This is a genomic window from Micromonospora sp. CNZ299, from assembly GCF_002754415.1.
This window is the reverse complement of sequence record NZ_PEFG01000001.1, coordinates 3,603,446-3,621,727: the sequence shown is the minus strand read 5'-3', so window position 1 is coordinate 3,621,727 and position 18,282 is coordinate 3,603,446. Positions and strand designations below refer to the sequence as shown.

The following is an 18,282-nucleotide window of genomic DNA, read 5'->3' as shown; positions in this document are numbered from 1 at the left end:
TGGCACATCACGTCACCACCGCGCCGCCGGTTTAGCGTCGGCTTCCTTCAAAGCTGCACAACCGGGTGCCCTCACGGCCGAGAACGTGATCCAGGAGACGCGTTACAACACTAGTTAAATTTTTAAGGAGTGCTATCGTCATGGCATGACCGAGAGCCTGGACAGCACCCGAGAGGCCGCCTGGCGCGCCTACATCGAGGCCAGCCAGCGTCTCTACACGCAGCTGGAAGAGGACCTGCGCGCCGAGAGCGATCTCAGCTTCGCCGATTACCACGTGCTGGTCCTGCTCTCGGAGGCACCGGGGCAGCGGCTGCGGATGGGCGAGCTGGCCAGCCGGCTCATCTTCTCGCCCAGCCGCCTGACCTACCAGATCTCCTCCATGCAGCGCCGGGGCATGGTCAGCAAGGAGCCCTGCCCGGACGACCGACGCGGCAGCGAGGCGGTCCTCACCGCCGCCGGGCTGCTCGCCCTGCGGGATGCCGCACCCCACCATCTGGCGTCGGTGCGCACCTACCTGATGGACGACCTCGACGACGCCGAGGTCGCCTGCCTCACCCGGGTCTTCGGCCGGATCGGTGACCGCCTGCGGGCGTCCCGGGCCGGCTCGACCACCCACGCCACGAGCTAGGAGCCCTCGATGCCCGCGATCACCGTTGACAACGTCCTCGTCCTTCCCCGCCTGCCCCGGCTGGAGGAGTCCACCAGCTTCCGCCCGGTGCGCAAGGTGACCACCGCGCCCACCGGCTTCGAAGGTGAGGGCTTCCCGGTCCGTCGCGCCTTCGCCGGGGTGTCGACCACCGACCTGGACCCGTTCATCCACCTCGACCAGATGGGCGAGGTCGACTACGCGCCGGGCGAGCCTAAGGGCACCCCCTGGCACCCGCACCGCGGCTTCGAGACCGTCACCTACATCATCGACGGGGTCTTCGACCACCAGGACTCGAACGGCGGCGGTGGCACCATCACCGACGGCGACACGCAGTGGATGACGGCGGGCAGCGGGCTGCTGCACATCGAGGCGCCGCCGGAGCACCTGGTCATGAGCGGCGGGCTGTTCCACGGCACCCAGCTCTGGGTCAACCTGCCCCGCTCGGCCAAGATGAACCCGCCCCGCTACCAGGACATCCGTGGTCGGGAGTCGGCGCTGCTCACCACGCCCGACGGCGGCGCGCTGATCCGGGTCATCGCCGGCGAGGTCGCCGGGCACCGGGGCCCGGGGTCGACCTTCACCCCGATCACCATCACGCACGTCACAGTGCAGCCGGGGGCGCAGGTCGACCTGCCCTGGCAGCCCGACTTCAACGCCCTGGTGTACGTGCTGGGTGGTCGTGGCACGGTCGGCACCGACCGGCGGCCGGTGCGTACCGGCCAGCTCGCGGTGCACGGCCCGGGTGACGCGCTGCGGTTCAGCGCCGACACCACGCAGGACAGCAACACCCCCGCGCTGGACCTCTACATCATGGGCGGCCAGCCGATCCGGGAGCCGGTGGCACAGTACGGCCCGTTCGTGATGAACACCCGGGACGAGCTGCTTCAGGCATTCGAGGACTTCCAGGCCGGCCGGCTCGGCGTGATTCCCACCGAGCGACTGCCGCACACCGGCGGCCAGGGCACCCGGCCCTGACCCCGCGTCACCACTGAGATCGGCGCCGACGCCCCCGGTTCACCACGGGAGCGCCGGCGCCGCCTCAGGAGACCGCAAAAATCCCAGCGACGCCCAGAATCACCATCACCAACACCGCTACCAGCGCACCCCGCTCGCTCTCCACCGCCGGCTCGCGGTACTCGGTCACGGGATTCGTCGTGTCGCGGGGCATGGTGTGGCCTCCTCGGCTGTTGTCACGTCGCTTCCGATGGCGTTGACCAGGTGCCGGTCTGCCGGCCCGGCATGCGGACCCGCGTCGGGGGTCCTACCGTGAGGACGTTGCCGACCTCCAGGGGGGCTGCACGTTGCCGTTGCAGGACTGGTTCCTCACCGCTGAGGAACGCGCCAACCCGGTGTCTGGGTTACCCGTCTGGACCAGGGGAAACCTCGCCGAGCCGTTGATTCACGGCGCCGCTTACTTCGACCGGCTGGTCGATGAGGTGGAGGCTCTGGGCCCCGGCGACCACCTGTTCTTCACCGACTGGCGGGGCGACCCGGACCAGCGGCTGCGACCGGACGGCCCGACCGTGGCCCAGCTCTTCGCCCAGGCCGCCCAACGCGGTGTGGTGGTCAAGGGGCTGATCTGGCGCTCACACCTCGACGTGCTGGCCTACAGCGAGGCGGAGAACCGCGACCTCAGCGAGACGATCTCGGCAGCCGGCGGCGAGGTGCTGCTCGACCAGCGGGTCCGGCGCGGCGGGTCGCACCACCAGAAGCTCGTGGTGCTGCGACACCAGGGCGCACCGGAACGGGACATCGCGTTCGCCGGCGGCATCGACCTGTGCCACAGCCGCCGCGACGACGCCGATCATCATGGCGACCCGCAGCCGGTGCAGATGTCCCCCCGCTACGGGCCCAACCCGCCCTGGCACGACGTGCAGCTCGCGGTGCGGGGCCCGGTGGTGGGCGCTCTGGACACCCTGTTCCGGGAACGCTGGACCGATCCGATGCCACTGGACTCGGAGAACCCGATGGCCTACCTGCGGGATCGGCTGCGCGGCGCCGACCTTCGCCCTGACCCGCTGCCCGAGCAACCGGCCGACCCGCCGCCCTGCGGTCCGCACCAGATCCAGGTGCTGCGCACCTACCCCGCCGTCCGCCCGCGTTACTCGTTCGCCCCCGACGGCGAGCGGACCGTGGCCCGGGGTTACACCAAGGCGGTACGCCGCGCCCGCCGGCTCATCTACCTGGAGGACCAGTACCTCTGGTCCGCCGAGGTCGCGGATCTGTTCGCGCACGCCCTGCGGGACAACCCGGAGCTGCACCTGGTCGCCGTGGTGCCCCGCCACCCGGACGTGGACGGCAGGCTGGCGCTGCCACCGAACATGGTCGGGCGGGAGCAGGCGCTGTCGCTGTGCGAACGGGCCGCACCGGACCGGGTGCACGTGTTCGACGTCGAGAACCACGCCGGCGACCCGGTCTACGTGCACGCGAAGGTGTGCGTCATCGACGACGTCTGGGCCAGCGTGGGCAGCGACAACTTCAACCGCCGGTCCTGGACGCACGACAGCGAGCTGTCCTGCGCGGTGCTCGACGACACCCGTGATCAGCGGGAGCCCACCGACCCGGCCGGACAGGGCGACGGTGCGCGGACCTTCGCCCGGGACCTGCGGCTGCGGCTCTGGCGCGAGCACCTGGACCGTGACCCGGCCGGCGCGGACGACGCCGACCTGCTCGACCCGGCGGACGCGGTCGCGGCTGTCACGGCCGCGGCCGACGCACTCCAGCAGTGGTACGACGACGGCCAGGTGGGCGAGCGACCGCCCGGACGGCTGCGCCCGCACCGCCCCGAGCGGTTGCCCTGGTTCACCCGGGCCTGGGCGTTGCCGGTGTACCGACTGGTCTACGACCCGGACGGCAGGCCACTGCGGGCGAGGCTGGCCGGCACCTGGTGAACCGCTCGGGCCGGCTCCGGCGCCGTGGCGACGGTCGGGTGCACGCTCAGCCCACCGGGGTAGGCGAACGAGGAGCGCGGCGAGTAGTAGCCGAAGCCGATGGTCAGCGGGTTGTCCGGGCGCAGCGCGTACGTCGGGTGCCCCGGCTCGAGGAACTCCACCGACTCGATCTCGAATGGGGCGACCGGCTCGGCGATGAACGGGTAGACCGAGCTGAGGAGCTGGCCGTCCCGACGGGTGAAGTAGCGGTGGTGCCCACTGCTGATCGCGTGGCCGGTCTCCCCCACCCGGCACCGTGCCCGGATCAACGGCGTCCGGTCGATCGTCGTCTCGGAGAGCAGCTCCTCACCGCTCACCTCGATCCGGGTGCGGCCGGCGAGCACCGGGGCACCGCGGGCGGCAGCGTACTCACGGACCAGGCGACTGGAGGCCACGTACTGCGTCCACCAGCCGCCCGGGCTGAGGCCGTTGGGGGCGTCGACGCCGAGCAGTGAGACGCCGAGGTAGGTCAGCGTGTACGCGCCGAAGCCGGAGGTCTGCGTCTCGTCCTCGACGATGTACTGGTTGAGGAACACCTGGCGGTCGGGGCGGGGGCAGAGGCCGGGCGGGACCAGTGCGGCGACCGCGTCCGGATCCGCCGGCAGCCAGCTGAAGTAGAGCGTTCGACTGTTCACGACGAGCTGGGGAGCGGCTGGATCGAGCACGGTGCCTCCGAACCGGGTGTGTACACCGACGCTACGGCCGGTCCCACCGGCGGGACAAGGACGGATAGTCGACACTGCTGCCCCATTGTCGGATTTCATGTTGACCGCTCGGCGCGGACCGAGGGCCGTTCGATCGAAACCGAGGGATGACCGGGCGGCAAGGCATGGCCGGAAAATGGGTAAGGCCCCTCACAGTCCTCTCAACTTCCGCCGCGTTCGCCCGTTTTGTGGTTCGACACACCTTAAGTACATCAGCCTTTCGGCTAGATTTCCGCGAGACGATCAGGTTAAGGTGGGTCCCGAACGGCCCATAGGAAGCTAAACCAAAGCGTCACACCTTTTTTGTCCGCGGACGAGGTGCAGGGAGGACCACCCATGACCGCTTCAACGATCACCGAGCAGCCGAACACCGCTGCCAAGGCGAGCACCAAGCTTGACCCGCGCGCCCTCACCGACAGTGCCGCCGACCTGCTCAACGCCATGGCCGCGCTGCCCGCCAACCACCCGTCGCGTGCCGCCCTGCGGGACCGCGCGATCGAGGCCTGGCTGCCGCTGGCCAACCACCTGGCCCACCGCTACAGCGGGCGTGGCGAGCCGACCGACGACCTGGCCCAGACCGCCGCGGTCGGCCTGATCAAGGCCATCGACAAGTTCGACCCCTCCCGCGGCGTCGACTTCGCCGGCTACGCGATCCCCACCATCATCGGCGAGCTCAAGCGGCACTTCCGGGACCGCACCTGGGACATCCGCGTGCCCCGCCGGCTCCAGGAGCTGCGTCTGGCCATCTCCGACGCCAACAGCTCGCTGCTGCAGACCCTCGGCCGCTCGCCGACGGTCGCCGACATCGCCGCCCACCTCAAGCTCACCGAGGAAGAGGTGCTGGAGGGCCTGGAGGGCGCCCGCGCGTACAACGCGGTATCGCTGTCCACCCCGACCGGCGACGGCGAGCGCGCGACCGAGCTGGGCGACATGCTCGGCGGCGAGGACAGCGAGTTCGAGCTGGCCGAGCTGCGGGTCGCCCTCGGCCCGGCACTGGCCACCCTCGACGAGCGCGAGCAGAAGATCCTCACGCTGCGCTTCTACGGCAACCTGACCCAGTCGCAGATCGCCGACCAGATCGGCGTCTCGCAGATGCACGTCTCGCGACTGCTGACCCGGGCGCTGACCAAGCTGCGCGGTCAGCTCGACGGCACGTACTGATCAGTCCACGACAGGAGGGCCGGGTCCATTGGACCCGGCCCTCCTGTCGTGTCCGCATTGTCACGGGAGCGTGACAGCGCGGAACGGTCCGGTCAGCGGCTGACCGGCTCCCGCCACATCGGCCAGAACGGCGTGCCGTCGGGCACCCGGAACGGCTCCCCGGCCAGGTAACCGTTCTTCGCGTACAGGTCCCGGCTGCGCGGGCTGCTCGCCTCCAGGTACGCCGGCATCGCGTTGGCGTCCAGCCAGGCGTGGTGGTGCCGCATCAACGCGGTGCCCAGCCCCTGACCCTGCCGGCCCGGCTGGGTCGCCAGGAAGGCCAGGTGGTGGTGCTCCGGATGTGGGTGGTGCGCGGCGAACAGCTCGTCGAGATGCTGGAACCGGTCGGTCCACTCGCCGCAGGCGGCAGTCAGCCGGGCGTCGTAGTCCACCGGCGGCGGAGCCGGCTCGCCGACCGACGGCAACCACACCGCGACGGCGGCCCGGTCCTCGGTGGCGTGGACGAAGCCGTGCCGCATGGCGTGCCCGACCAGGATCTCGAAGTCCCCGGCCAGCACGGCCTCCCGCTTGCTCGGGTCGGGCACCAGCCAGCGCGTCACCTCCAGGACGGTGAACGCCTCGGCGATCCGGCCGGCCACCAGGCTGGTCTCGTCGGGTCCGAGTTGCTCGATGACGATGCTCATCGGTTCACCTCCATGCTGGCCGGCGCCTCTGGCTTGACCGCAGCGGCAGCGCTCGCCGCTCCGAGGCCGATCCGGGCGTACGTGTCCGGACGGCGACGGCGCAGCACCAGCGCCCAGTTGATGCCCAGGACGGCCACCACCGGGAACACGGCGGGCGCCAGCCAGCGCAGGGGGGAGTCCGGCGCGACGCCGAGCAGGTTGGCGAAGTTCGACACGGCCAGCCAGATGATCACGAAGAGCGCGAGGGTGGCCAGGACGGGTGCGATGACCCGCCGCCACAGCGTCTCGTCGCCGCCGGAACGGGCGAAGTAGGCGATCACCGCCACCGAGGTGGTGGCGATCAGCAGCAGCACGCCGAAGCCGCCGGTGGTGCCAACCCAGAAGAACAGCTTGACAACCGGATCCCAGCCATTGGCCGCGTACAGCAGGATGACCAGTAGGCCGAACACGCTCTGCGCCACCGAGGCGGCCTGTGGCGCGCCGCTGCGCGGCGAGGTCCGTCCGAACACCGCAGGCAGCACCCGCTCCCGGCCGAGCGCGAACGCGTAGCGGGCCGTGGTGTTGTGGAAGGAGATCATCGCGGCCAGCACCGAGGTCAGGAAGAGCACCTGGCCGATGGTGACCGCGGTGTCACCGAGGTGCGCCGCAGCCAGGTTGAAGATCAGCCCAACGCTCTGCTCGCCGGCCTCGCTGACGATCTGATCCGGTCCGACGGCGACCGCCATGGTCCAGGACGACAGCGCGTACAGCGCGGCGACGATCACCACCGAGAGGTACGTGGCCAGCGGCACCGTCCGCTTCGGGTCCTTGCTCTCCTCGCTGAACACCACGGCGGACTCGAAGCCGACGAACCCGAGGACGGCCAGCACCAGCACCGCGCCGACCCCGGGCATGAAGAGGTTGTCCGGTGCGAACCCGGCGAAGCTGACCTCGCCGCCGGCCGGGTTGCCGAGCTGGCCCAGGTCGAAGATCAGGACGACCACGATCTCGGCGACCAGCAGCGCCGCCAGCACCCGGCCGTTGATGTCCACCCGCAGCAGGCCGAGTACGCCGACCAGTGCCCACGCCACCAGGGCGACGATCGACCAGTGCGGGTGCCCGCCGAAGATCCGGTCGAGCACCGGCTCGGCCGCCACGCCGATGGTGCCGTACAGCCCGACCTGGAGCGCGTTGTACGCGGTCAGCGCTACCCAGGCGGCAGCCACACCGGCCGGTCGGCCCAGACCCCGGGAGACGTAGGCGTAGAAGGCGCCGGCGTTCTCCACCCGACGGGACATCGCCACGTAGCCCACCGAGAACAGCGCGAGCACAGCGGCGACCAGCAGGAAGGCCAGCGGGATGCCGGTCACGCCGATGACGCCGTAGCCGGTGGTGACGACGCCGGCCACCACGGTCAACGGCGCGGCGGCGGAGAGCACGAAGAAGATCACCGAGGGGATGCCGAGGCGGCCCCGGGCGAGAGATTCGGAGACGTTGCTGGGTCGGTCGACTGTCGATGTCGGTCGCATACGACTACTCCGGTTGTCGAGGGAGGGGTAGGGGGTTACCGGGGGGATCAGGGGAGGCCGCGCAGCACGGCGGCGCCGACGGCGGCCTCGGTGTGCCCGACGAGCTCCTTCAGGGGTGCCGGCAGCGCGGGGATGAGGACGTTCAGACGGTGGTGGGCGCGCGGGCCGGCGCTCCACAGCACCTCGCGGGTGAGCCCCGTCGCCACGACCAGGCCGAGTAGCAGAGCATCCGGCACGCTTGGCGGGTCCGGCCGGTCCAGCAGGGCCCGCAGCCGGGTGGCCGGCCAGGCCACCGCGTTGAGGTCGATCGGCAGGTAGCTGACCGAGGTACGCAGCAGCCGACGGCTCTCCTGGCGGCGCAGCACGCCAGCGCGGGCCAGCCGCTCCCCCACCGAGGTCGTCGCGCTCTGCGCCAGGAAGCTGAGCCAGGTGCGCAGCGCGTGGTGCTGGGACTCGCCGATCAGCTGGTCGAGCACGGTGTGCGCCAGCGCGTCAGCCGGCGGGCGGCGGTCGATGACGGTGACCCGGCCGTCGGAGACGGTGATGTGTCCATAGAGGAGCAACTCGCCGAGCAGCCCGGCGGCCAGTCCGAGCCCGGTCGCCGCCGGGTGCAGCTTGGCCTTGCCACGACTGTCGTTGTGTGCGATCAGGAAGAACTCGTCGGCAATGAGCAACGGTCCTCCCGCACAGGTGTGTCCACAGTGATCGCGACCGGGAAAGGATGCACCCAGCGCTACTGCAACGCAACTCCCAGATTTGAAAGTTGCACTCCGTGCAGTCGCGACCTGCGGATCTTGTTCTGTCAGACTCGGACGGTGACCGCCGCTTCCCCCACCCGATCCGCCACCAGCCCGACCGTGCGCCGCCGACGCATCGCCAGGGAGCTTCGCCAGCTTCGGGAACGCGCGGGTATGACCCTCGACGTGGCGGCCCGTCAGCTCGACATGTCGAAGAGCAATCTCTCCCGCATCGAGACCGCCCAGATCGGCATCAAACCCCGCGACGTCCGGGCGGCACTCGCGCTCTACCAGGTGACCGGCTCCGACGCGGAGGCACTGATCGAGATCGCCCGAGGCGCACAGCAACGCGGCTGGTGGCAGAACTACAGCGACGTGCTGCCCGAGTGGTTCGAGTTCTACGTCGGGCTGGAGGCCGAGGCGGCGACGCTGCGCACGTACGAGGCCGAGTCGGTGCCCGGGCTGCTGCAGACCGAGGCGTACGCACGGGAGATCTTCCGGCGCACCGCTGGCGAGGACGGCCTGGAGCGCAAGATCGCCGCCCGGCTACGCCGACAGGAGGTGCTGCGTCACGAGGATCCGGTCCATCTCTCGGTGGTGCTCAACGAGGCGGTGCTGCTGCGCCCGGTCGGTGGCGCCGCGGTGATGGCCGAACAACTGGTCCACATGACGCGGATCGCGCAGTTACCCAACGTGACAATTCAGGTACTTCCATTCGCGGCTGGCGGCCATCCCGCGATGAGCACCCCGTACGTGATCCTCAACTTCGCCGATGCCGCCGACGCCTCAGTGGTTTACCTGGATAACCTCACGATGGGGCTGGCTCTGGAGGATGGCGATCATGTGCTCGGGTATAGCCTTCTGCACGAGGAGCTGTGCCGGATGGCGCTCGATCCGACGGCGTCGCTGACCCGTCTTGAGCATGCTTCTCGTAACTTTGCGTGACCGCTTCTGCGGCACGCCGACGCAGACGAGAGGTATCCCGGATGACGGCGCACGACCTGACCCGAGCGGACTGGCGCACCAGCACGCGCAGCAGTGGCAACGGCAACTGCGTGGAGGTCGCGACAGCCGACGGTCAGGTCGCCGTACGCGACAGCAAGGACCGCTCCGGCCCGGTGCTCGCCTTCGGACCGTCGGCCTGGCGGGCCTTCGTGGGGGGCGTCGGCGAGGTCCGTCGGCGTTGAGGCACCCACGCCGGTGCGAGACTGAGCCGTGCTCTCCGACGTAACCCTGGACCTGCCGGTACGCCCGGTGCTGCCGGCGATGGTCGCGGCGCTCGACGCGGCCGGCGCCGGCGTGCTGGTGGCCCCGCCGGGCACCGGCAAGACCACCCTGGCGCCGCTGGCCGTGGCCGACCGGGTGACCGGCCGGGTGGTGATCGCCCAACCCCGTCGGGTGGCGGCCCGCGCCGCAGCCCGGCGCATGGCCGAGCTGCTCGGCGAGCGGGTGGGCGAGCGTGTCGGCTACGCGGTCCGCGGTGAGCGCAAGGTGGGCCCGGCCACCCGGATCGAGGTGGTCACCACCGGCCTGCTGGTCCGGCGGCTGCACCACGACCCGGAACTGCCCGGTACGGGCGCCGTGCTGCTCGACGAGTGCCACGAACGACAACTCGACGCCGACCTCGCACTGGCCTTCACCGTCGAGGCGCGGGCCACCCTCCGGCCGGACCTGTGGCTGCTGGCGATGTCCGCCACCCCGGACACCGACCGGTTCGCCGCGCTGCTCGGCGGGTCCGCCCCCGCCCCGGTGGTACGGGCCGATTCGGCGCTGTACCCGGTGCAGCGGATCTGGGCGCCGCCGGCGCGCCCGATCGCCCCGTCCGGGGCCGGGCCGGTGGACCGGGCCCTGCTCGACCACGTGGCCGCCACCGTCCGGCGGGCACTGTCCGAGCGCGACGGCGATGTCCTGGTCTTCCTGCCCGGGGCCGGCGAGATAGCGGGGGTCACCGGCCGCTTGGCCGACCTGCGCGACACCGTGGCGCTGCTTCCGTTGCACGGCCGCCAACGCGGCGCCGAGCAGGACGCCGCCCTGCGTCCCGCTGACCGACGCCGGGTCGTGCTGGCCACCGCGCTGGCCGAGACCAGCCTGACCGTCCCGGGCGTACGGGTCGTGGTGGACGCGGGACTGTCCCGGGTGCCGCGCATCGACCTGGCCCGCGGGCTGGGCGCTCTGGTCACCGTGCCGGTCTCCAGAGCCGCCGCCACCCAGCGGGCGGGCCGGGCCGGCCGGGAGGCCCCCGGGTACGTCTACCGGTGCTGGTCGGCGGCGACCCACGAGCGGCTGCCCGCCCGGGCCGAGCCGGAGATCGCCACCGCCGACCTCACCGGCTTCGCGTTGGAGCTGGCCGCCTGGGGTCGGCCCGACGGCGTCGGGCTCGCGCTGCCCGACGCCCCACCGGCCGCCGCGATGACGGTGGCCCGGGACACGCTGCACACCCTGGGCGCGGTCGACGTCGACGGCCGGATCACCGCGCGGGGGCGGGCGATCGCCGCCGCGGGTGCACACCCCCGGCTGGCCCGGGCGCTACTCGACGGCGCCGGGCGGGTCGGCGCCGACCGGGCGGCCGAGGTGGTCGCCCTGCTCGCCGAGGAGAGCGCGGCGGGCCCCGGTGACGACCTGGTCGCCGGTTGGCGTCGACTGCGAACTGGTGTCGACGCGGGCGCGACAGCCCGGTGGCGCACCGAGGTACGACGCCTACGCGCCGCCCTGCCCGCCGGCGGCGCACCCGACGGCCGCACCGTCTCCGTGGGCCGGGGCGGCTCGGGTGGGCTGAGCGACGATCTCGCCGCCGGGCTGCTCGTCGGTCTGGCGTACCCGGAACGGTTGGCACGGGTGCGGCGACCGGGCGGTTCGGCGTACCTGATGACCGGCGGGACCGCCGCGGAGCTGGCGGTCGGTTCGGGGCTGGCCGGTGCCGACTGGCTGGCGGTGGCCGTCGCGGACCGCACCCCCGGCGCGCCGTCGGCGCGGATCCGCCGGGCCTCGCCGGTGGACGAGGCGACGGCCCGGGAGGCAGCCGGCCCGCTGCTGCGCACGAGTCGGGAGGTCGGCTGGTCCGACGGCGACGTGGTGGCCCGGGAGGTGACCCGGCTCGGCGCGATCGAGCTGGTGCAGCGGCGGCTGGACCGACCGGACCGCGCGGAGGTGGCCGCGGCGTTGCTGACCGGCCTGCGTCAGGAGGGTCTGGGGATGCTGCCCTGGACCCCGGCGGCCCGGGCGCTGCGGGAGCGGCTCGCGTTCCTCCGACACCATCTTGGCGTCCCGTGGCCGGACGTCAGCGACGAGGCGCTGCTCGACGCCGCACCCACCTGGCTGGGACCGGAGCTGGCCGCCGCCCGGCGCCGCGCCGACCTGGCGCGGGCGGACGTGACGTCGGCGCTGCGCCGGCTGCTGCCCTGGGCGCAGGCCGCCCGCTTGGACGAGCTGGCCCCGGAGCGGATCGAGGTGCCGAGCGGTTCGCGGATCCGGGTGGACTACACCGACCCCACCGCGCCCGTGCTCGCGGTGAAACTCCAGGAGACGTTCGGCTGGTCGGTGGCGCCACGCGTCGGCGACGGGCGGGTGCCGGTGCTGCTGCACCTGCTCTCCCCCGCCGGCCGGCCGGTGGCGGTGACCGCCGACCTGCCGTCGTTCTGGCGCACCGGCTATCCGCAGGTCCGTTCCGAGTTGCGCGGGCGCTATCCCCGGCACCCGTGGCCGGAGGATCCGGGAACGGCGACGCCCACCCGCCGCGCCACACCACGGCGGCGCTGAGCGCCGGCCTATTCCTCCACGACGTCGGCCACCACGACGGTGACGTTGTCGGGTGCACCGGCGTGCAGTGCCAGATCGATCAGCTTGCCGACGCACTCCGACCGCTCCGGGTAACCGGTGAGCACCTCGGTGAGGGTGTCCGGACGGACGACGTTGGACAGACCGTCGCTGCACAGCAACCAGCGGTCGCCGGCCCGGGGCACCATCGTCGCGTACGACGGGGAGACCTCCTCGCCCTGCAACGCCTGGGTGACCACCGCCCGTCGCGGGTGGCTGCTGGCCTGGTCCGCGGTGATCACGCCCTGGTCCACCAGCATCTGGACGAACGTGTCGTCCCGGGTGACCTGCTTGAGCACGCCCTCGCGAAACAGGTAGGCCCGGGAGTCGCCGACGTGCGCGAGGGCCAGGCAGCTGCCGGTACGGGCGAAGAGCAGGGCAGTCAGCGTGGTGCCCATGCCCTGCCGCTCGGAGTCCTCGGCGACCGCCTGCCGGATCCGGGAGGTGGCCAGCGCGATGCCACCCTCCAGCGCGGCCACCAGCGCGTCCTCGGGAGTCTCCACATCCAGCGGGGCGACCGCGTCGATGGTGAGGGCGCTGGCCAGGTCACCGGCGGCCATCCCGCCCATGCCGTCGGCGACGGCGACGAGCCAGGTGCCGGCGTGCAGGGCGTCCTGGTTCCCGCTGCGGATCAGCCCACGGTCGCTCGTTCCCACGGAACGCAGCTTCAGGGTCATGGGAGGCAGCCTGCCAGGCGAAGGGCGCAGTTGTCTCTAGGAGATCAGGACGACGGCGCGTGGCGCGGCCAATCTCACGTCCGGATGGCGGCGCGTCGGGGGATGCCGGTCGGCTGACCGCCCTCGTTGGATGCTGAAACCCATCCAACCAGATCAATTGACAGGGCGTACCCGCACTGGAAACATCGAGCCGACACCTGGGAGCGCTCCCAGGTTATTTCCGCCCCACCGTGCCACCACCAATGTCCCACTTTCCGTCCCGGAAGGACTCCCCGTGACGCCATCCCGACGCCGCCTCCTGCTGGCCGCGGCGACCACCCTGGCCCTCACCGGCGCGGGCGCCGGCGCGGCCCACGCCGACCCACCACCGGACGCCCCCGAGCAGATCGACAACGGCGACTTCAGCGCCGGAGTGAGCCCCTGGTTCTCGTTCGGCACCGGCCCTCTCGCGGTCACCGACGGCCGGCTCTGCACCACCGTCGCGGGTGGGCTGGCCAACCCCTGGGACGCCGGCATCGGCCAGGACGGGGTGCCGCTGATCGCGGGCGCCGAATACACCCTCGGCTTCGCCGTCTCCGCCACCCCGGGCGCCGCGGTCAAGGCCGTGCTGCAACTCGGCAGTGCCCCCTACACCACGTACGCGGCCGTGGACGCCAGCGCGACCGGCACCGCCCAGCGGGTCGAGCAGACCTTCACCGTCCCGGACGACAACCCGAACGCACAACTGATCTTCCAGGTCGGCGGCTCCCCCGAGACGCAGACCATCTGCCTCGACGACGTCTCGCTGCGCGGCGGTGAGCCGCCCGAGCCGTACGAGCCGGACACCGGGCCACGGGTGCGGGTCAACCAGGTCGGCTACCTGCCGGGCGGCCCGAAGAACGCCACCGTCGTCACCGAGGCCACCGAGGCGCTGCCCTGGCAGCTCCGCTCGGCCGCCGGCGCCGTCGTGGCAAGCGGCAGCACCACCGCGCGTGGCGTCGACGCCGCCTCCGGGCAGAACGTGCAGACCGTCGACTTCTCCAGCTACCGCACCCCCGGCACCGGGCTCACGCTCACCGTCGACGGCGAGACCAGCCACCCGTTCGACATCTCCGGGACCCTCTACGACCAGCTGCGCTCCGACTCGCTGCAGTTCTTCTACGCTCAGCGCAGCGGCATCGCCATCGACGGCGACCTGATCGGCGACGAGTACGCCCGCCCCGCCGGCCACCTCGGCGTGGCACCCAACCAGGGCGACACCAACGTGCCCTGCCAGCCGGGCGTCTGCGACTACTCCCTGGACGTGCGCGGCGGCTGGTACGACGCGGGCGACCACGGCAAGTACGTGGTCAACGGCGGCATCGCCACCTACCAACTGCTCAACACGTTCGAGCGGACCAGGACGGCGGCCACCGCGGCCGGCGGCGCCGCGCTGGGTGACAGCACCCTGCGCGTCCCCGAGCGCGGCAACGCCGTGCCGGACATCCTCGACGAGGCCCGCTGGGAGCTGGAGTTCCTGCTGCGCATGCAGGTGCCGGCCGGCAAGCCGCTCGCCGGCATGGTCCACCACAAGATCCACGACCAGAACTGGACTGGGCTTCCCCTCGCCCCGCACGACGACCCGCAGCCGCGCGAGCTGCACCCGCCGTCGACCGCGGCCACCCTCAACCTTGCCGCCACCGCCGCCCAGTGCGCGCGGCTCTTCGCCCCCTACGACGCGGCGTTCGCCAGCCGCTGCGGCACTGCCGCGAAGACGGCCTACGCCGCGGCCAAGGCCCACCCCGCGGTGTACGCGAGCCCGACCGACGGCACCGGCGGCGGCGCGTACGACGACACGAACGTGACCGACGAGTTCTACTGGGCGGCGGCCGAGCTGTACCTCACCACCGGGGCGCAGACCTACCTGACCGACCTGACCGCGTCGCCGCACCACACCGGTGACGTGTTCGACCCGCGCGGCTTCGGCTGGCAGAGCGTTGCCGCGCTGGGCCGCCTCGACCTGGCCACGGTGCCGAACGGGCTGCCCGCCGCCGACCTGGCCCGCGTCCGCGCCTCGGTCACCGCCGCCGCCGACAGCTACCTCGCGGAGCTGCGCCGACAGGCGTACGGGCTGCCGATGCCCGGTGACGCCAACAGCTACTTCTGGGGCGGCAACAGCAACGTCATCAACAACGCCGTGGTGCTGGCCACCGCGTTCGACCTGACCCGCAACCCCGTCTACCGCGACGGTGCCGTACAGGCCATGGACTACATCCTCGGTCGCAACGCCCTGAACATCTCCTACGTCACCGGGTGGGGCGAGCACGCCGCGCAGAACCAGCACAGCCGGATCTTCGGCCACCAGCTCGACCCGAACCTGCCCCGACCGCCCGCCGGCTCCCTCGCCGGTGGCCCGAACGCCGCCCTCCAGGACCCGTTCGTGGCGCAACTGCTCGCCGGCTGCAAGCCGATGTTCTGCTACGTCGACGACATCAACTCGTACTCGACGAACGAGGTGGCGATCAACTGGAACTCGGCGCTGGCCTGGATCTCCTCGTTCCTGGCCGACCAGGGTGACGCCAGCGCGGTGCCGGCCACCACCTGCTCGGTGAACTACACCAACTACGGTGCCTGGCAGGGCGGCACCGGGTTCACCGCCCAGCTGACCATCCGCAACACCGGTGCCACGGCCGTCAACGGCTGGAGCGTGCGGTTCGCGTTCACCGGCGACCAGCGGGTCCGCGAGGCGTGGCTGGCGAAGGTCACCCAGGCCGGCTCGACGGTGACCGCGCGCAACGAGTCGCACAACGCCAAGATCGCACCCGGCGGCACTGTGACGTTCGGCTTCAACGCGACGACGGCCGGCGGCGCCAACCCCGCTCCCGGCCTGATCACGGTCAACGGCGGAGCCTGCAGCCTCTCCTGACCCACTGCTGGTGGCCGCCCTCCCCGGGCGGCCACCACGCTCGCATGATCACGCGGCCGGCGGGTCAACCGCCGGCCGCGTTGTGCTTCGCGACCAGAGTGGGGAGTTCGTCCAGCGAGTCGATCCGGAACAGGCACCGTTCGGACACGGCCGGCATGTCGAGGATGTGCCCCCACGGCGAGCGCCGGATCAGGCACGTCTTCATCCCGGCCTCCTGAGCCGGGCGGGCGTCGTTGTCGGGTCGGTCGCCGACGTACAGAATCGACGACGCGTCACCGCCGCCCTCGCGAACGACCCGCTCGAAGAAGGCCGGTGACGGCTTCGCCACCCCCCAACCGTGCGACGTGCCGATCAGGTCGACAGGTAGGTCGAGCGCCCGAAGGGTCGACTCGGCGTGCGCTGGCTGGTTGCCGGCCAGGCCCACCACCAGGCCCTGCTCCCGCAACGAGGTCAGGCACGGTCGTGCGTCCGGGTAGAGGTCCTCTTCGCCGAACGACTCCGGCTGACCGGCGGCCGCCCGGCGCTCCAACTCGACCGCGAGATCGAAGTCCGGCCGGAAGGCCCGGAACGTCTCCTGATAGTCCAGGCCCCGGGCGATCACCGCACCGAAGACCGCCGAGAACGTGTGCCGTGGAACGCCGAGCCAGTCGGCCCAGGCGGCGAACTCGTGGGACTCGTCGAGGATCGTCCCGCCGACATCGAAGAAAATCGCGTTGATCACGTGCATCCCCCGTCACTGTCGCGTTGTCGGTGGATCATAGGCAGCGGCACGACCGGCCACCAGGACTCCATGATCACTTGATGGTGAGCAACTGGAACACCGCGACTTCCGCTACTGACCACCATGTGATCGAGGGCAGGCGGCGGTGTGCCGCTCCGCAGGAGCGTTCGGGGCGAGCGGGCCTCCGGCTGGCGCTGTCGAGCTGATGACGCAAACGATTCACCGGGCACGCAGCAAAACCGATGGATCGGACGCACCCCCGAGTGAGCCGTATGCCGCCGGCATGAGGACCACTCCGTCCGCCCGGTCCGCGCCGAGCCGCGCGCTCCGAGATTGTCGTACACCTGTTCTATTGTCGTTCCATGGTGGAGGAGTTGACGCAGGCGGAGACGGCGGTCGCCGACTGCCTCGACGCACCGGCGTGGGCTCTTCCGGAGCACGACCTCGTCGCGGCACTCGACGCCGCGCACCGACTCGAGCAACGCCTGGCCGCGGTCAAGCTGACCCTCGTGCGGGAGCTGGACGGTCGAGGCACCGGGACCACGCAGGGCGCATCCTCGACGGTGGTGTGGCTGCGGGACCGGCTGCGGCTCAGCGTCTCCGCCGCTCGCCGGCTGGTCGATCTCGCCGGCGCGTTGGACGCCGGAGCGCCAGGCGTGCGCGCTGCTCTGGCCAGCGGGGATATCAGCGTCGAGCAGGCCCGGGTCATCGGCGACACGGTCAGCACGGTGCACACGGCCGCCGGCGCCGAGGCGGCCGGGAAGGCGGTCGGCGTCCTGGTCGAGTGGGCCGGGCAGTTCGAGCCGACCCTGCTGCGCAAGTTGGGCACCCGCATCCTCGATCACGTCGCCCCGGAGGTCGCCGAAGGCGCCGCCCGGGCGGCGCTGGAGGCCGAGGCCCGCCGAGCCAGCCGCGATCGCCATGTCACGCTGTCCGAGCTGTCGGACGGCCGGCTGCGGCTGTCCGGCAGCCTGGACGCTGAGGCGGCCGGCCTGCTGCGCGCCGCGATCGACCCCCTGACCGCACCGTCCGGTCCGGACGATCCGCGTTGTCCCGGGCAACGCCGGCACGACGCGCTCGCCGACCTCTGCCGGCTTGCCCTGCGCACCGGCGAGTTGCCCGAGCACGGCGGCGACCCCGCCCAGCTCGTCGTCACCACAAGCTTCGAGACGTTGGCCCGGCAGCTCGACGCCGGCACTCTCGACACCGACCTTCGGCTCACCCCGGAGACGGTTCGCCGGCTCGCCTGCGACGCGGTGATCCTGCCCGCTGTCCTCGGCGGCGCCGGTCAGACGCTCGACGTGGGCAGGCAGCGTCGGCTCGTCACCGGCCCCCTGCGACGCGCCCTGGTCCTGCGTGACCGCGGCTGCGCCTTCCCGGGCTGCGACCGTCCGCCCCGCTGGTGCGACGCCCACCACATCCACCACTGGGCCGACGGCGGCAGCACGAGCCTGGCCAACGCCGTGCTGCTCTGCGCCCACCATCACCGACACGTCCACCGTGGCGAGTGGACCGTCCGGCTCGGCGGCGACGGTTGGCCCGAATTCGTCCCGCCGGCCTGGCTCGATCCCGACCGGCTCCCCCGCCGCAATCAGTACCACCGGCGAACGTGACCCATCACTGATCCGACCCCGGCGAACAAGCCTGCGCCGCCGAACAAGCCTGCCCGCCGAAAAGGCCGACGCCGCGCGCAGCGCGAGCAGGCGCGCACCGCGAGCAGGCGCGCACCGCGAGCAGGCGCGCACCGCGAGCAGGCGCGCACCGCGAGCAGATCAAGAGCTGGCGGGCGACCCGGAGAGGGCTGTGACGGGCACC

General features: G+C 71.9%; 16 protein-coding genes. 9 read left to right on the top strand and 7 right to left on the bottom strand.

The annotated features are described in order from the left end of the window. The first annotated feature begins 145 nt into the window (after positions 1-145). Both CLT68_RS16910 and CLT68_RS16905 read left to right on the top strand, forming a co-directional pair. Positions 146-628 (top strand): MarR family winged helix-turn-helix transcriptional regulator, encoded by a 483-nt coding sequence (locus tag CLT68_RS16910; protein WP_088951608.1) that lies wholly within the window; start codon positions 146-148, stop codon positions 626-628. A gap of 9 nt (positions 629-637) precedes the next feature. Then, positions 638-1,624 carry a pirin family protein gene (locus tag CLT68_RS16905; protein ID WP_099852072.1) on the top strand — a complete coding sequence of 329 codons (987 nt, stop codon included), beginning with the start codon at positions 638-640 and terminating at the stop codon, positions 1,622-1,624. Between the two features lie 64 nt (positions 1,625-1,688). Here the strand turns inward: CLT68_RS16905 and CLT68_RS33825 are convergent, their stop codons facing one another. Then, a complete protein-coding gene (locus tag CLT68_RS33825) occupies positions 1,689-1,817 on the bottom strand; it encodes a hypothetical protein (protein WP_255508778.1) in 129 nt (42 codons plus the stop codon). Positions 1,818-1,950: 133 nt separating this feature from the next. Here CLT68_RS33825 and CLT68_RS16900 point away from each other — a divergent pair, with 133 nt between their 5' ends. After that, positions 1,951-3,540, top strand: coding sequence for a phospholipase D family protein (locus CLT68_RS16900; protein WP_099852070.1), 1,590 nt, complete (start codon positions 1,951-1,953; stop codon positions 3,538-3,540). Here CLT68_RS16900 and CLT68_RS16895 read toward each other — a convergent pair. Next, positions 3,489-4,244, bottom strand: a complete 756-nt coding sequence (locus CLT68_RS16895; protein WP_099852069.1) for a hypothetical protein — start codon at positions 4,242-4,244, stop codon at positions 3,489-3,491. The two genes, CLT68_RS16900 and CLT68_RS16895, sit on opposite strands and share 52 nt — an antisense overlap. A gap of 375 nt (positions 4,245-4,619) precedes the next feature. On the opposite strand from CLT68_RS16895, the gene CLT68_RS16890 reads away from it, so the two are divergent. Further along, on the top strand, positions 4,620-5,444 hold the full coding sequence (locus CLT68_RS16890) for a SigB/SigF/SigG family RNA polymerase sigma factor (RefSeq protein ID WP_088947300.1): 825 nt from the start codon (positions 4,620-4,622) through the stop codon (positions 5,442-5,444). A gap of 92 nt (positions 5,445-5,536) precedes the next feature. Here the strand turns inward: CLT68_RS16890 and CLT68_RS16885 are convergent, their stop codons facing one another. From CLT68_RS16885 to CLT68_RS16875, 3 genes are read right to left on the bottom strand one after another with little or no spacing between them, the layout of a single operon-like run. Then, entirely contained in the window at positions 5,537-6,127 is a 591-nt protein-coding gene (locus tag CLT68_RS16885; protein ID WP_099852067.1) for a GNAT family N-acetyltransferase, read from the bottom strand. Beyond that, the gene (locus tag CLT68_RS16880; protein WP_099852065.1) at positions 6,124-7,635 is read right to left on the bottom strand and encodes an APC family permease; all 1,512 of its coding nucleotides are present in this window, start codon (positions 7,633-7,635) and stop codon (positions 6,124-6,126) included. The genes CLT68_RS16885 and CLT68_RS16880 overlap by 4 nt, the downstream gene beginning before the upstream one ends. A 47-nt stretch (positions 7,636-7,682) precedes the next feature. Next, a complete protein-coding gene (locus tag CLT68_RS16875) occupies positions 7,683-8,309 on the bottom strand; it encodes a GOLPH3/VPS74 family protein (protein WP_099852064.1) in 627 nt (208 codons plus the stop codon). A gap of 183 nt (positions 8,310-8,492) precedes the next feature. On the opposite strand from CLT68_RS16875, the gene CLT68_RS16870 reads away from it, so the two are divergent. Genes CLT68_RS16870 through hrpB form a run of 3 tightly spaced genes read left to right on the top strand, consistent with a single transcriptional unit; the run spans position 8,493 to position 12,128 of the window. Continuing rightward, complete coding sequence (locus CLT68_RS16870; RefSeq protein ID WP_255509115.1) at positions 8,493-9,317, top strand: helix-turn-helix domain-containing protein; 825 nt, start codon at positions 8,493-8,495, stop codon at positions 9,315-9,317. Between the two features lie 41 nt (positions 9,318-9,358). Continuing rightward, positions 9,359-9,559 (top strand): DUF397 domain-containing protein, encoded by a 201-nt coding sequence (locus CLT68_RS16865; RefSeq protein WP_088947295.1) that lies wholly within the window; start codon positions 9,359-9,361, stop codon positions 9,557-9,559. Positions 9,560-9,587: 28 nt separating this feature from the next. Further along, complete coding sequence (hrpB, locus tag CLT68_RS16860) at positions 9,588-12,128, top strand: ATP-dependent helicase HrpB (RefSeq protein ID WP_099852060.1); 2,541 nt, start codon at positions 9,588-9,590, stop codon at positions 12,126-12,128. Positions 12,129-12,136: 8 nt separating this feature from the next. Here the strand turns inward: hrpB and CLT68_RS16855 are convergent, their stop codons facing one another. Further along, positions 12,137-12,862 (bottom strand): PP2C family protein-serine/threonine phosphatase, encoded by a 726-nt coding sequence (locus CLT68_RS16855; RefSeq protein WP_099852058.1) that lies wholly within the window; start codon positions 12,860-12,862, stop codon positions 12,137-12,139. A 274-nt stretch (positions 12,863-13,136) separates the two neighbouring features. On the opposite strand from CLT68_RS16855, the gene CLT68_RS16850 reads away from it, so the two are divergent. Then, the gene (locus tag CLT68_RS16850) at positions 13,137-15,746 is read left to right on the top strand and encodes a glycoside hydrolase family 9 protein (protein WP_099852056.1); all 2,610 of its coding nucleotides are present in this window, start codon (positions 13,137-13,139) and stop codon (positions 15,744-15,746) included. Positions 15,747-15,810: 64 nt separating this feature from the next. Here CLT68_RS16850 and CLT68_RS16845 read toward each other — a convergent pair whose 3' ends face one another. Beyond that, positions 15,811-16,467: an HAD family hydrolase gene (locus CLT68_RS16845; RefSeq protein ID WP_099857257.1), complete on the bottom strand. Its 657-nt coding sequence runs from the start codon at positions 16,465-16,467 to the stop codon at positions 15,811-15,813. Between the two features lie 362 nt (positions 16,468-16,829). Between CLT68_RS16845 and CLT68_RS16840 the strand changes: the two genes are divergently transcribed. Beyond that, positions 16,830-18,080: an HNH endonuclease signature motif containing protein gene (locus CLT68_RS16840; RefSeq protein ID WP_099852054.1), complete on the top strand. Its 1,251-nt coding sequence runs from the start codon at positions 16,830-16,832 to the stop codon at positions 18,078-18,080. Positions 18,081-18,282: the final 202 nt, after the last annotated feature.